Source organism: Amycolatopsis sp. NPDC000009 (assembly GCF_055563465.1).
Map to the genome: position 1 here is coordinate 1,023,450 of NZ_JBVHDI010000001.1, position 12,711 is coordinate 1,036,160.

Annotated in this window: 15 protein-coding genes; 8 read left to right on the forward strand and 7 right to left on the reverse strand. The window is 68.5% G+C overall.

Going from position 1 to position 12,711, the window contains the following annotated elements; all coding sequences use genetic code 11:
• Positions 1-684 (reverse strand): envelope integrity protein Cei, encoded by a 684-nt coding sequence (cei, locus tag ACZ3HL_RS05135; RefSeq protein ID WP_465412188.1) that lies wholly within the window; start codon positions 682-684, stop codon positions 1-3.
• A 454-nt stretch (positions 685-1,138) separates the two neighbouring features.
• On the opposite strand from cei, the gene ACZ3HL_RS05140 reads away from it, so the two are divergent.
• Positions 1,139-1,447 carry a DUF4193 domain-containing protein gene (locus tag ACZ3HL_RS05140; protein ID WP_005164528.1) on the forward strand — a complete coding sequence of 103 codons (309 nt, stop codon included), beginning with the start codon at positions 1,139-1,141 and terminating at the stop codon, positions 1,445-1,447.
• An 85-nt stretch (positions 1,448-1,532) separates the two neighbouring features.
• Here the strand turns inward: ACZ3HL_RS05140 and ACZ3HL_RS05145 are convergent, their stop codons facing one another.
• Positions 1,533-2,033 (reverse strand): DUF3093 domain-containing protein, encoded by a 501-nt coding sequence (locus ACZ3HL_RS05145; protein WP_465412189.1) that lies wholly within the window; start codon positions 2,031-2,033, stop codon positions 1,533-1,535.
• A gap of 24 nt (positions 2,034-2,057) precedes the next feature.
• Here ACZ3HL_RS05145 and dut point away from each other — a divergent pair, with 24 nt between their 5' ends.
• Positions 2,058-2,540: a dUTP diphosphatase gene (gene dut, locus ACZ3HL_RS05150; protein ID WP_465412190.1), complete on the forward strand. Its 483-nt coding sequence runs from the start codon at positions 2,058-2,060 to the stop codon at positions 2,538-2,540.
• The gene (locus ACZ3HL_RS05155; RefSeq protein WP_465412191.1) at positions 2,540-3,193 is read left to right on the forward strand and encodes a DUF3710 domain-containing protein; all 654 of its coding nucleotides are present in this window, start codon (positions 2,540-2,542) and stop codon (positions 3,191-3,193) included. The genes dut and ACZ3HL_RS05155 overlap by 1 nt, the downstream gene beginning before the upstream one ends.
• Here ACZ3HL_RS05155 and ACZ3HL_RS05160 read toward each other — a convergent pair.
• Positions 3,190-3,897, reverse strand: a complete 708-nt coding sequence (locus tag ACZ3HL_RS05160; RefSeq protein ID WP_465528881.1) for an alpha/beta fold hydrolase — start codon at positions 3,895-3,897, stop codon at positions 3,190-3,192. The genes ACZ3HL_RS05155 and ACZ3HL_RS05160 overlap by 4 nt on opposite strands.
• A gap of 103 nt (positions 3,898-4,000) precedes the next feature.
• Between ACZ3HL_RS05160 and ACZ3HL_RS05165 the strand changes: the two genes are divergently transcribed.
• Entirely contained in the window at positions 4,001-4,381 is a 381-nt protein-coding gene (locus ACZ3HL_RS05165; RefSeq protein ID WP_410649300.1) for an OB-fold nucleic acid binding domain-containing protein, read from the forward strand.
• Between the two features lie 9 nt (positions 4,382-4,390).
• Positions 4,391-5,119 (forward strand): DUF3159 domain-containing protein, encoded by a 729-nt coding sequence (locus ACZ3HL_RS05170; protein WP_465528883.1) that lies wholly within the window; start codon positions 4,391-4,393, stop codon positions 5,117-5,119.
• Here the strand turns inward: ACZ3HL_RS05170 and ACZ3HL_RS05175 are convergent.
• Entirely contained in the window at positions 5,116-5,772 is a 657-nt protein-coding gene (locus ACZ3HL_RS05175) for a potassium channel family protein (protein WP_125780267.1), read from the reverse strand. The two genes, ACZ3HL_RS05170 and ACZ3HL_RS05175, sit on opposite strands and share 4 nt — an antisense overlap.
• Entirely contained in the window at positions 5,772-6,437 is a 666-nt protein-coding gene (locus ACZ3HL_RS05180; protein WP_465412194.1) for a potassium channel family protein, read from the reverse strand. Before ACZ3HL_RS05180 ends, ACZ3HL_RS05175 begins: the two co-directional genes overlap by 1 nt.
• Positions 6,438-6,589: 152 nt before the next feature.
• Between ACZ3HL_RS05180 and ACZ3HL_RS05185 the strand changes: the two genes are divergently transcribed.
• The 3 genes from ACZ3HL_RS05185 to ACZ3HL_RS05195 all read left to right on the forward strand — a co-directional run bounded on the left by ACZ3HL_RS05185 (position 6,590) and on the right by ACZ3HL_RS05195 (position 10,417).
• On the forward strand, positions 6,590-8,623 hold the full coding sequence (locus ACZ3HL_RS05185) for an APC family permease (RefSeq protein WP_465412195.1): 2,034 nt from the start codon (positions 6,590-6,592) through the stop codon (positions 8,621-8,623).
• Positions 8,620-9,825, forward strand: a complete 1,206-nt coding sequence (locus tag ACZ3HL_RS05190; protein ID WP_465412196.1) for a class I SAM-dependent RNA methyltransferase — start codon at positions 8,620-8,622, stop codon at positions 9,823-9,825. The genes ACZ3HL_RS05185 and ACZ3HL_RS05190 overlap by 4 nt, the downstream gene beginning before the upstream one ends.
• A gap of 247 nt (positions 9,826-10,072) precedes the next feature.
• Positions 10,073-10,417 (forward strand): hypothetical protein, encoded by a 345-nt coding sequence (locus tag ACZ3HL_RS05195; RefSeq protein WP_465412197.1) that lies wholly within the window; start codon positions 10,073-10,075, stop codon positions 10,415-10,417.
• Between the two features lie 71 nt (positions 10,418-10,488).
• Here the strand turns inward: ACZ3HL_RS05195 and ACZ3HL_RS05200 are convergent, their stop codons facing one another.
• On the reverse strand, positions 10,489-11,745 hold the full coding sequence (locus tag ACZ3HL_RS05200) for an HNH endonuclease signature motif containing protein (RefSeq protein WP_465528885.1): 1,257 nt from the start codon (positions 11,743-11,745) through the stop codon (positions 10,489-10,491).
• 220 nt (positions 11,746-11,965) lie between these two features.
• Complete coding sequence (locus tag ACZ3HL_RS05205) at positions 11,966-12,652, reverse strand: DUF1062 domain-containing protein (RefSeq protein WP_465528887.1); 687 nt, start codon at positions 12,650-12,652, stop codon at positions 11,966-11,968.
• Positions 12,653-12,711: the final 59 nt, after the last annotated feature.

Consider the following 12,711-nt stretch of genomic DNA (forward strand, 5'->3'; position numbering starts at 1 on the left):
TCAGCAGGGAGCTTCGCGGGCGGCCTTCAGCAGCGCCTGGTCGATGACCGGGGCACCGCCGCCCGCGGACTGCTCGCCGCCGCCGTTGCCCTGCTGCGCCTTCGACCACCGCGTGAGCTGGTCGAGCACCTGGCGTGCCTCCGCCTTCGGGCGGACGTCGCCGAGCAGGGTGCCGGTGGTGAGCGTGACCGAAGCGTCCTTGCGGTTGTCCTTGACCAGTTCGGCGCACGGGACCACCAGGCTCAGCGTGCGGGCCGCGGCGGCGCCGTTCTCACCGAAGCGGATCTGACCGCGGCACTTGGCTTCGGCGTTCTTGTAGGCAGGGTCGACGTCCGGCTCGACGATCTGGGAGAAGCCGAGTTCCGTGAGCGTGCTGGTGACGATTCCGCCCTGGCCACGGACCTGGGAGCCGTTGAGGACCTGGACGGCGACCTTGTCCGGCGGCACCGGCGCGCGGTCGTCGAGCGCGTCGTGCGCCAGCGGCGTGTAGGTGACACCCTGCTGCGGGGCGGGCGGGGGATCGCAGCGGACCTTGGCGTCGATGTCGGCGTTGCTCGCGACGACGTTCACCCAGACGATCACCGCGCCGAGCGCCATCACCCCGATGACGATGAGCGCGGGCAGCGGCTTGCGCTTGCGATACGGCCTCGCCCCGCGGTCCCCGATGCCGTTCCCCGACGCCACCTGCCAGTCCCTTCCCCAAAGCCCGGATCCCCGGACGGTGCTTCATCTCACCATCGTGTCCGATCAGCCTATGCGTTGCGGCGAAGGTGATCGGCGCGGGCCTCCGGATAGCACCACGCCATGGCCACTCCGGGCAAGCAGCCGAGCCCAAGGGGTGAGGTACCCGACGCGGGGGCAACCCATTCGGACGACAGGCGTCCTGAGACCAGGGTTCCCCCTGTTGGGTGACGTGATCGCGGCAATGTCTGACTCGTTGCAGAGCCGGTATCAGCGTGAGCTACCCTTCGCGGGCTCAGGCGGCAGTAAGAGGCGCAAAAGAGAGACCTCGCTCACTGCCCAGCCGGGCACAAACAGGGGCGCTGGGACGTTAACCAGCGGCACGAAGGACTCACGAGCCGCGCGCTCGCGGGTCCGGGCCAATCGACATCGAAAGCATCGCAGGGGTGAGGGACCAATGGCGACCGACTACGACGCTCCGCGCCGCAGCGAAGCCGACGAGCTGGCCGAAGACTCGTTGGAAGAGCTGAAGGCAAGGCGTAACGAAAACCAGTCCGGCGTCGTGGACGTCGACGAGGACGCGACCGCCGAGAACTTCGAGCTGCCGGGCGCGGACCTCTCCGGACTTTCCGGTGAGGACCTGACCGTGAAGGTCGTGCCCAAGCAGGCCGACGAGTTCACCTGCTCCGTCTGCTTCCTGGTGCACCACCGCAGCAGGCTGGCCGAGGAGAGTGGCGGACGGCTCATCTGCCGCGACTGCGCCTGAGCCTACGGGCACAGGGGACGGCGCGACAGGGGTTTCGGGGACTGAACAGGAATAAGGGGGCCGGCCGGTTGGCCGGCCCCCTTTCCTATGCCTGGGGCTTCGAGGCGGGGTGGCGCAGCAGCTCGGCCACCTTCTCCGGATGCCTGGTGCTGAACAGCCAGTACGGCGTCGGGTCGCCGGGGTCGGTGAGCCAGACGCGCACGACCGGGCCGACCCAGCCCCGGTGCAGCACGAAGGCCGCCGGATCGGCGTCGCGGCCGAGCGCCTTGCGCTTCGCTTCCTTGTCGATGACGTCCACGTCGCCGACGAACTTCAGCGGCAGGTGCGCGTCGCGCAGCCACAGCTCCGGCTCGGCGCCGCCGGTCACCTTCACGCGGGACCGGCCGAGCGAGACCATCAGCGCGATCACCGCGGGGATCAGCACCACGTACGGCAGCCACCCGCGCAGCCCCGGGTAGCCCATGTCGATCTCCGCCGCCAGCAGCCCGCCGCCCAGCAGCGGCAACGGCCAGCCCCACCACGGGACGTAGAGCCGCTCTGAATGCTTGACGGCGCCGCCTTCGGCCGTGTTCACGCTTTCACCCACGCGTTCAGGGTAGTCTCGCCGCCCGTGTCCACCGTTCAGGTACTGCTTTCCCGGATCGATCCTTCGGTCCCCCTTCCCGCCTACGCGCGCCCCGGCGACGCGGGCGCGGACCTCGTCACCACCTCGGATCTCGTGCTCGCGCCCGGTGAACGCGGCGTGGTCGGCACGGGCGTCGCGATCGCGCTGCCGCCCGGGTACGCGGGCTTCGTCCACCCGCGTTCGGGCCTGGCCGCCCGCGTCGGCCTCTCGGTCGTCAACACCCCGGGCACGATCGACTCCGGGTACCGCGGTGAGATCCGCGTCTGCCTGATCAACCATGATCTCTCCGAGAAGGTCGTGCTCACCCGCGGCGACCGGATCGCGCAGCTGATCGTGCAGCGGGTCGAACAGGCCGAGTTCGTCGAGGTCGCCGAACTCGAGCCGTCCGAGCGCGGCGAGGGCGGGTATGGCTCCACGGGCGGACACGCCACACTGGGAGCCGGAGCCAGGGAAGGAACGGAGAACTAGTGGGGATTTTCGGACGCAAGCGCGCGAAGCCGACCGGACGGCACGCCGCGCCCGAGGTCGATGAGCGTCCAGCCGCGGAAGACGCCGACGAGGAGATCGAGGCGCAGCTGTCGGAGACCTCCGACGGCCCCTTCGACCTCGCCGACGCGCCCGAGGACGGCATCCCGCGGATCGACCTCGGTTCGGTGAAGGTGCCGGTGCCCGACGGTTCCCAGGTCCAGGTCGAGATGGACCCGGAGAGCGGCGGTGTCCGCGCGGTGCACGTCGTCACCGAGCAGGGCCAGATCACCGTCAGCGGCTACGCGGCGCCGCGATCCGGTGGCCTGTGGAAGGACGTCAGCACCGAGCTCACCGAGCAGCTGCGCGCCGACGGCGCCAAGGTCTCGGTCGGCATGGGGGAGTGGGGCCTGGAGCTGTCCGCGATCGTCGGCGACGTCGCGCTGCGGTTCGTCGGGGTCGACGGTCCGCGCTGGATGCTCCGCGGCGTCATCGCCGGGCCGCAGTCGCAGGCGTCGCAGGCGCCCGCCGTGCTGCGGGAGATCGTGCGGCACACCATCGTCGACCGCGGTGACGCGCCGATGCCGGTCCGCACCCCGCTGACCATCACGCTGCCCGACGCCGTCGCGCAGCACATCGCCGAGCAGCAGGGTTAAAGCACCCTCAGCCAGGCCAGCACGGTCGCCCGGCCCAGGGATTCCCGGTCCGCGCCGAGGGCGGTGAGCGTCGACTCGCCGACCTCGGCGCGGGGCAGGGCCTCCGCCCAGGCACGGGCGACCTCCACCGGATGGATCGGGTCGTCCACACACGCGCCGATCCCCGCGGGCACGTCGAGGCCCTTGAGGTCTTCGAGCGACGGCGCGGGATGGGCCGCCGCCGTCCGCAAGCTCGCCACGAGCCCGTCCCCATGCCGCCGCCACGCGCGGCTCAGTTCCGCCGAAAGCCATTCCGGGACGCCGTCCGACGATTTCACCAGCGCGCCGTCCACCCCGTTTTCGGCCACCAGATCCGCTGACAGCCGCGCGGCGAGTGATGCGGGCGCTCGGTCCCCGGCCGGGCCGTTCCAGGCCGGGAGCGCGGCCAGCAGACCGGTGCAGTGGCCCGGATTCCGCGCCGCCCACTCCGCCGAGAGATGCGCGCCGAACGAGATGCCGCCGACGAGCAACGGACCGTGCTCTTCGGCCAGCCTGTCGAGCTGGGCGAGGTAGCCGTCCGCGAGCCGGTCGCCGGGAGGCGGCGGGGCGATCAACCGGATGCCGAGCGCCCGCAGCGGACCGGCGAACACGGCGCGCACGAACACTTCGTCGGACCCGGTGCCGGGGAGTACTACTGCCGTCGTAGGCGGAATAGCGGAGGTCACGTTGCAATCTTCTCCTGAACCGGTTTCCCTGGTCTGAACGCAGTTACGCTGGATTACGCACGGGCCGTTCAAGTCGGGGGCCCCGGAGCACAGGAGCACCGTTATGTCCGCCAAAGACGGCGGCTACTTCAGCCGGCTGGTCCGCAAGCTGACCAGCGACGTCGAGGATCTCGACGCCGACGATCTGTCCGAAAAATCCGAGGCCGGCGGAGCGCAGCGAGCCTGCGACTGCCGGTCGGGTCAAGAGGTGACGGTGCTCGGGCGAATCCGCAGCGTGGAGCTCTGCCCGACCAACGAGGCGGCGACGCTGCAGGCCGAGCTGTTCGACGGCACACAGGGTGTGACGCTAATCTGGCTCGGACGCCGCCGGATCCCCGGGATCGAACCCGGGCGAACCATCAAGGTGCGCGGCCGGATGGCCGAACGTGATGGTCAGAAGGTGCTGTACAACCCCTATTACGAACTTCAGAGCCCTGTGAGTTGATCCCGCATCGTGACTGAACCCGTCGGCGGCGAAGAGAAGACCGAAGACAAGAAGCCCCAGCCCACCCTGCTGGAACAGATGGGCGGGCTGTCCGGACTGTTCTATTCCTCGCTGCCGGTCATCGTGTTCGTGATCGCGAACGCGGTCTTCGGGCTCACGGTGGGGATCTGGGCCGCAGTGGGCAGCGCGGTGGCGATCACCGTGCTGCGGATCGTGCGCAAGGAGCCGTTGCAGCCCGCGATCTCCGGGTTCTTCGGGGTGGCGATCGCGGCGTTCATCGCCTACCGGACCGGTTCGGCCAAGGGCTTCTTCCTGTTCGGCATCTGGACGAGCCTGGTCTACTGCGGTGTCTTCGTGCTCTCGATCGTCGTCCGCTGGCCGCTCGCCGGCGTGGTGTGGAACGCGCTCAACGGCAGCGGCCACGCCTGGCGCAAGGACAAGAAGTCGCTGATCTCGTACTCGATCGCGACCGCCGCGATGGCGCTGATCTTCGGCGCCCGGTTCGTCGTGCAGCGCTGGCTGTACGACGGGGACTACACCGGCTGGCTGGCCTTCGCGAAGATCGCGATGGGTTACCCGCTGTACGCGCTCGGCCTGCTCACGGTCGTCTGGGCGGTGCGGCGCTCGGACAAGCACCTCAAGGCGCTGGCCGAAGAGGCTCCGCGCGAAGAGACCGACGAAGAGGTCGAGGCGCGCCTGCGCGCGAAGTACGCGCAGGCGCCCGCCGTCGAGAACTAGTAACCCAACGCGGTCCGGATCTCCGGTTCCACGTCCGAAGTCGCCACGAACAGCAGCTCGTCACCCGGCTCCAGCGGGTCTTCGGGCTGCGGCACGATCACGCGGTCCCCGCGCAGGATCGTCACCAGCGCGGCGTCACGCGGCAGGTTGAGCTCGCTGACCGCCTTGCCCGCCAGCGGCGTCTCCTCCGGCAGGGTGAGTTCGACGAGGTTCGCCTGGCTCTGCCGGAACGTCATCAGCCGCACCAGGTCGCCGACGCTCACCGCCTCCTCGACCATCGCCGCGAGCATCCGCGGGGTCGACACGGCGACGTCGACCCCCCACGCGTCGTTGAACAGCCACTCGTTGGCCGGGTTGTTCACCCGAGCCACCACCCGGCGCACCGCGAACTCGGTCTTCGCCAGCAGCGACACCACGAGGTTCGCCTTGTCGTCACCGGTGGCGGCGATCACGACGTCGCACTCCTCGATCCCGGACTCCTCCAGGATCGACACCTCGCACGCGTCGCCCAGCACCCAATCGGCCTGCTCCACGGTGTGCGGCTCGAACTGGTCGGCCTCCCGTTCGATGAGCATCACCTGGTGGCGCCCGTCGATCAGCTCCGCGGCGATCGACCGGCCCACCGCGCCGGCCCCGGCAATCGCGACCCGCATCAGTTCTCCTCTTCCGGTTCGCGAGCGGCGACGGTGGTCACGTCGCTGACGGTGCCCGATTTCGCGGCGACGTACACGACGTCGTCGGCCTGGATCACGGCCTTGGTGCCGGGCAGCACCGCGGTGCCGAACCGCATCATGAACGCCACCCGCGCGCCGGTGGTGTCCTGCAGTTCGCGCACGCTGCGCCCGATCCAGCCTTCGTGCAGCGGGAGCTGCAGGAGCGCCACGCTGCCGGACGGGTCCCGCCACTCGGAGGCGACGCCGTCGGGGAGGAGGGTCCGCAGGAACCGGTCGGTCGTCCACGGCACGGTCGCCACGGTCGGGATGCCGAGCCGTTCGTAGACCGCCGCGCGCTTGTGGTCGTAGATCCTGGCGACGACCTTGTCGATGCCGAAGTTCTCCCTGGCCACCCGCGCCGAGATGATGTTGGAGTTGTCGCCGCTGGACACCGCCGCGAAGGCCCCCGCGCGTTCGATCCCGGCCTCGATCAGCACCTGCCGGTCGAAGCCGACGCCGACCACCTGCTGACCGTGGAAATCACTGCCGAGCCGCCGGAACGCCTGCCTGCTCTTGTCGATGACGGCGACGTCGTGCCCCAGCCGCTCCAGCGCCGCGGCAAGGGATGCGCCGACCCGGCCGCATCCCATGATCACCACGTGCACGCACTGCCTCCTTAGTCAGCGGACGTTTCACCCGTCCGCAGGTACCCAGACACACCAGCGCCGAACTTACCGTGAGCACCGTTGGCCACTCCACCTTCCTCCCCGCCGCCACCCTCGACGGAGACGCCGCGCGCCGCCGTTACTCTTCCCAGGTGTCGAAGTTCCCGACCGTATTGAAGCGGCTCGTCCTCGGACGTCCATTCCGGAGTGACCGCCTCTCGCATACGCTGCTGCCGAAGCGCATCGCGCTACCCGTTTTCGCATCCGACCCGATGTCGAGCGTTGCGTACGCGCCCGAGGAGATCCTCCTGACACTGTCGGTGGCAGGTCTCACGGCGTACGCGTTCAGCCTGTGGATCGCGCTCATCGTCGTGGTCGTCATGCTGGCGGTGGTGGCGTCCTATCGGCAGAACGTGCACGCCTACCCGTCCGGCGGTGGCGACTACGAGGTGGCGACCGTCAACCACGGCAGGCAGTTCGGCCTCATCGTGGCCAGCGCGCTGCTGGTCGATTACATCCTCACGGTCGCGGTGTCCATTTCGTCCGCCGCGGCCAATATCGGTGCGGCCGTCCCCTTTGTCGACACCCACAAAGTGGCCTTCGCGGTATCCGCCATCGTCGTGCTCGCCGCCATCAACCTGCGGGGCATCCGCGAATCGGGCTCGGCCTTCGCCATCCCGACGTACGCCTTCGTTTTCGGCATCTTGGTGATGGTCGGCTACGGCCTTTTCCGGGTGTTCGTGCTCGGCGAAGAGATCAAGGCGGAGAGCGCGGACTTCACCCTGATCGAGGACCAGGCCCATCTGGCCGGGTTCGGCTTCGCCTTCCTGCTGCTGCGCGCTTTCTCCTCCGGCAGCGCGGCCTTGACCGGGGTGGAGGCGATCAGCAACGGCGTTCCCGCGTTCCGCAAGCCGAAATCCAAGAACGCCGCGACCACCCTCCTGCTCATGGGTGTGCTGGCGATCGTGATGTTCGTCGGCCTGCTCGTCCTCGCCAAGGCCTCCGGCGCGGTGGTGGCCGAGCACCCGGAGACCCAGCTCGTCGGTGCTCCCGACGGCTATCAGCAGAAGACGCTGGTGGCGCAGCTGGCCAACGCCGTGTTCGCCGGATTCCCGCCCGCGGTCTGGTTTGTCATCTTCTTCACCGGCCTGATCCTGGTGCTGGCGGCCAACACGGCGTTCAACGGCTTCCCCGTGCTCGGTTCGATCCTCGCCCAGGACCGGTACCTGCCGCGTCAGCTGCACACCCGAGGCGACCGGCTGGCGTTCTCCAACGGCATCATCTTCCTGGCCGCGTTCGCGGTCGTGCTGGTGGTCGCGTTCGACGCCGAGGTCACCAAGCTGATCCAGCTCTACATCGTGGGCGTGTTCGTCTCCTTCGTGCTCAGCCAGAGCGGCATGCTCCGGCACTGGAACCGGTTGCTGAAGACCGAAACCGATCCGGTGGCCCGACGCAGGATGCGCCGTTCACAGTCCATCAACGCGTTCGGTCTGTTCATGACCTCCGCCGTGCTGATCATCGTGCTGGTGACGAAGTTCCTGCACGGAGCGTGGATCGCCATCGCGGCCATGGCGGGGATCTTCGTCCTGATGACCGCGATCCGGAAGCATTACGACCGGGTCGCGGAGGAATTGCGCGAGATGGACCGCAAGCCGATCGTATTGCCTTCGCGCAACCACGCGATCGTGCTGATTTCGAAACTGCACCTGCCGACCCTGCGCGCGCTCTCCTACGCCAAGGCCGTGCGGCCGGACGTCCTCGAAGCCGTCACGGTGAACGTCGACGACGCCGAGACCCGCAAACTCGTCCAGGAATGGGACGACCACAATTTCAAGGTGCCGCTGAAGGTGATCGAATCGCCGTATCGCGAGATCACGAAGCCGGTGCTGGACTATGTGAAGCGCGTCCGCGGCGACAACCCGCGCAACGTGGTGACCGTGTTCATCCCCGAGTACGTGGTCGGGCACTGGTGGGAGCAGGTCCTGCACAACCAGAGCGCGCTGCGGCTCAAGGGACGGCTGCTGTTCCAGTCCGGCGTCATGGTGACCAGCGTGCCGTGGCAGCTCGAATCGTCGGAAAAGGCGATCAAACGCGACCGGAAGGCGCGTCCGGCGGCAGGCGACGTGCGGCGCGGGTTCTCCCCGGTCGTCAAGCAACCCGAAACGAAGAAGGACAAAGCAGAATGACTGTGGACGCGTCGACCGGCACCTGGCTCGGACGAACGATCGAGCTGGAGGTCGGCGCGGTCGCGCACGGCGGCCACTGCGTCGCGCGGGCGGAGGGCCGGGTCGTGTTCGTGCGGCACGCGTTGCCCGGCGAGCGGGTCCTGGCCTCGGTCACCGAGGACAAGGGCGGCTCGTTCTGCCGCGCCGACGCGATCGAGATCCTCGAAGCATCCCCTGAACGCGTGGAGCCGCCGTGCCCGCTCGCGGCGCCGGGGGAGTGCGGCGGCTGCGACTGGCAGCACGCCACTCCCGGCCATCAGCGTGAACTCAAGGCCGCGGTGGTCATGGAACAGCTGAAGAGGCTGGCCGGGATCGACCGCGAGGTCGTCGTCGAAGCGCTCGACGGCGGACCGCTGGACTGGCGCAGCCGCGTCCGGCTCGTCGCGGGCAAGGACGGCAAGGCAGGCTTTCGCGCGCACCACAGTCACCGCGTCATCGCGATCGACGACTGCCCGATCACCGTCCCCGGCGCGCTGGACGACGTCGTGTCGCGCAACTGGCGCCCCGGCAGCGAAATCGAGGTCACCAAGGACGGCGAGGGACAGGTGCACCTTCGCGACCTGTCGACCGTCCACGGGAAGACCCGCCCGCGGCAGTTGACCGGCGGTATCGCCGTGCAGCACGCCGCCGGCCGTGACTGGCGCCTGGACGCCCACGGCTTTTGGCAGGTCCACCCGGCCGCCGCGGACGCGCTCGCCGCCGTCGTCGCGGAATGGGCGGAGGCGCCGCGTGACGGCGTGGCTTGGGACCTGTACGCCGGTGTCGGCCTCTTCGCGTCGGTGCTCGCTTCGCAGGTCGGCCCGCGCGGACGGGTCCTGGCCATCGAATCCGGGCGGCGTGCCGTCGCCGACGGCGAGGAGAACCTGGCCGACCTCCCGCAGGTCCGCTGGCGCTCCGGCCGGGTCGAGCACCTGCTGGCCGACGCCCCGAAACCGGTCGACGTCGTCGTCCTCGACCCGCCGCGCAAGGGCGCGGGCAAGGCCGTCGTCGATTCCATCGTGGAGGGTTCGCCGGACCGGATCGTCTACGTGGCGTGCGACCCCGCCGCGCTGGCGCGGGACATCGCGCTGTTCGCCGGGCACGGATACGGGCTGGTGGATCTGCGTGCCTTCGATGCTTTCCCGATGACGCACCACGTCGAATGCGTTGCGTTGTTGCAATAATTCGGGATTTGTAATCCGTCGGAATGGAGTGGCTTCGTTCGGCTTGTCCGGATGTCGCCGTGCTCGTTAACTTGATCCTCGTGTTCACGGGGTAATTCGGGTACTTCGGGCACTTCGACGCGAACGGATTTCCCAATCATGGATTATCTTACTTCGGTATGTGGTGATTGCGGCGGGAAAGGCTGTGTCGGCTGCGACGGACACGGCACGATCACCATTGTGGAGGACTGACCGAGTGGAACCGTTGATGCTTCCTCCGGGGGTCACCGCCCAGGAGATCAGCTACCGCAACGGCCGGAAGCAAGTCATCTACACGGCGCCGTACCAGTCCGAAGGACCGATGCTCGTGCGGGACGTGATGGGCAGGCAGGCGTGGATATTCATGTACGCCCACTTCGTCTTCACCTGGGTGGAAGGCGCGGTTCGCGTCCAGGTCAGTCATGGAACCCTGAGCGGGCCGAAAATGCCGCTGTGGTCCGGAATCAGGATCCCCGCCTACTGGTCGGGTCCGGCATTGGCCGAGTTCGGCAAGGCGTGGGCGCTGGAGCAGATCAGCGGTAATCGGGGTACTCCGGCGGTCGTTTCCATTTGAGGTTTCGGCGCTGGGCATGCCGAGGAGCCCGTCGCCGGTGCGGTCGGCGGGCTCCTCGGGCGGGACGAAGGTCAAGTCACGACGCGGTGGAGGGTGTTGCGCCGTGGCACCTGTAGCGGGTCGAGGTATTGGGGCGGCACGAACTCCGGTATCCCGTCGGGCGCCATCCGGACCTGCCAGTCACCGTGATGGATGAGCCGGTGATGGAAGGAACAGAGCAGGACCAGGTTCCGCAGATCGGTCGGGCCGCCGTCTGCCCAGTGCCGAATATGGTGGGCATGACAGTGCTTCGGCGCTCGATGGCAGCCAGGGAACGCGCAGCCGCCGTCACGGATGTTCAGGGCCCGGCGCTGGCCGGGGGTGACGAAGCGTTTCATCCGTCCGACGTCGAGCGGCTCGCCGGCGGCGCCGAGCACCACCGGGATCATCAGGCAGTCGCAGGCGGCCAAGCGGGCCTCGCGGGCGGTGATCCGGCCGGCGAAGTCGAGGCAGGCGGTCCCGAGCCCGGTCTTCAGGGCATCGAGCCCGACGGTCACGTGCACCAGCGTGCGGTAGCCGGAGGTGCCCGGTTGGTCTGGGCAGGCGATGGCGAGGTCGAGGAGTTCGGCCCACGCGTCACCGCGGCGCTGGGGCATGGTGCGGTGGTCGGCCTGGCCGAACTCGTCGACCGGCCGTTTGGCGCCATGGGCGTCCAGTGCGGCAGCGGTGCGGGCGCCGGTCTCGGGGTCCAGGAGCCCGGAGAGTTTCCAGAAGCCGTCCTTGCGGCGCTCGACGAACACCTCGCGGCGCGGCGGAGCGGGCTCGGGGTCTTTCGGCTCGTTCCCGTCGGGGTCGAGGTGTGCGAGCAGATCGGCTCCGGCCTCGGCGATCTGTTTCGGCCCCGCGCCGCGGGCGAGATCGGCGAGGATCCGCTCCGCCCCCGCCCGGTCCTCCACGGGCACGTCGGAGGGGATCTTGCGCAGGATCTCCAGGATCAGGTCGATGTGCTGTTCCCCGAGCGCGCCGTCCTCGGCCGCGGCGGCGGTCGCGGGCGCGAACACGGCACCCTCGTCACCGACTCCCGGCGTGGAGTTCAGGGCCAGGGCCCGGTTCACCATGTCTTGGGCGTCGCCCCGGGAGATCCGGGCGACATCGGCGAGCCACGATGCGGCGCTCCCGTAGCCGAACAGGTCTTCCGCGCCCCGCGACTCGACCTCGGCCAGATACTTCCCCATCGCGGCGGAGGCCACTCTCATGACCTGCAGCAGGTGCGTCACGCCGTGGGCAAGCTCCAGCTTGCCGGCGCGCCACAGCTCCTGCGGCAGTTCGGGAATGGTCGTCTCGGGCACGTCTCCATATTACCGGAAAGCACCACGGGAATCATTCGTAATTTTAAGCGACAACGGTAATTGCACATTTACCACTGACGGGTGATTCGGGTGCTGTGCGTCGTGACTCTCGCGATTGGTGAAAGAGGCTTCGTAACGCGTAGCAGTTGGCGCAACAGGTCGGGTCTCGTGAGTGGTAAGGACGGTTAGAACCGTCCTTACCACTCACGAGAACCCAAGGTCAGCGTTTCAGCGTAAAGGTGAAGTCCCCGGACACTTTCCCGCGCAACCGCACCACCGAAACCACCTTCCCCTCCTCGATCAGCCTCTCGACCTCGCCCCGCGAAAGGCCGCATCCTTCGGCGATCAGCCGCACGGGCCGAAGCGGGATCCGGACCTCGAAGCGAACCGAGACATCGCGAAAGTCCCCGTCACACGCAGAGCCGGTATCGAGCCGCCAGGCGCCCTCCCAATCGAGAGAGACGTGGTTACAGCGAAGCACGGCCGGATCCTGGAGTAGTTCGGCGGCGAGGCCGAGGTCGTTCGCATGCAGCCGGTCCAGCAACTCGGGCCGGACGGAGCGCACGTGCACCCGCTCCAGGATCGTGAGCTTCGCGGTGTCCCCGCACGCGACACAGCGCACGAGGAGCCAGACGTCGAGGAGTTTGTGGTTGGCGTTGACCCGGAATCTGCCGTTCGCCCGGAACCGTCCGGACGGGCATGAGTGACAACGGCGGAGGACGACAGGCAGGCAGGTGGGTACGACGACCCAGTTTTCGAGCACAGGAATACACCCGTTCCAGTGAGAAATCCGCAGCAAAAGGAAGCGCGACGCGAAAAGCGCGACGCGCGACGAAATCAGCGCTCGGCAGATCTCACAGGGTGTACAACGGCAGGTCCCCGGCTCGGCGACATGGTCCGGCAGCACGGTAATGGCCCGGCCCCGCCCGCTCCACCGGTTTTTCAGGGCAAAGCGAAGGCCCCCTC

Coding starts and splice junctions, on each gene's coding strand:
- ACZ3HL_RS05190 (WP_465412196.1), top strand. CDS start 8,620: ATGACTGTGGACGCGTCGACCGGCACCTGGCTCGGACGAACGATCGAG.
- ACZ3HL_RS05140 (WP_005164528.1), top strand. CDS start 1,139: ATGGCGACCGACTACGACGCTCCGCGCCGCAGCGAAGCCGACGAGCTG.
- ACZ3HL_RS05175 (WP_125780267.1), bottom strand. CDS start 5,772: ATGCGGGTCGCGATTGCCGGGGCCGGCGCGGTGGGCCGGTCGATCGCC.
- ACZ3HL_RS05165 (WP_410649300.1), top strand. CDS start 4,001: ATGTCCGCCAAAGACGGCGGCTACTTCAGCCGGCTGGTCCGCAAGCTG.
- ACZ3HL_RS05195 (WP_465412197.1), top strand. CDS start 10,073: ATGCTTCCTCCGGGGGTCACCGCCCAGGAGATCAGCTACCGCAACGGC.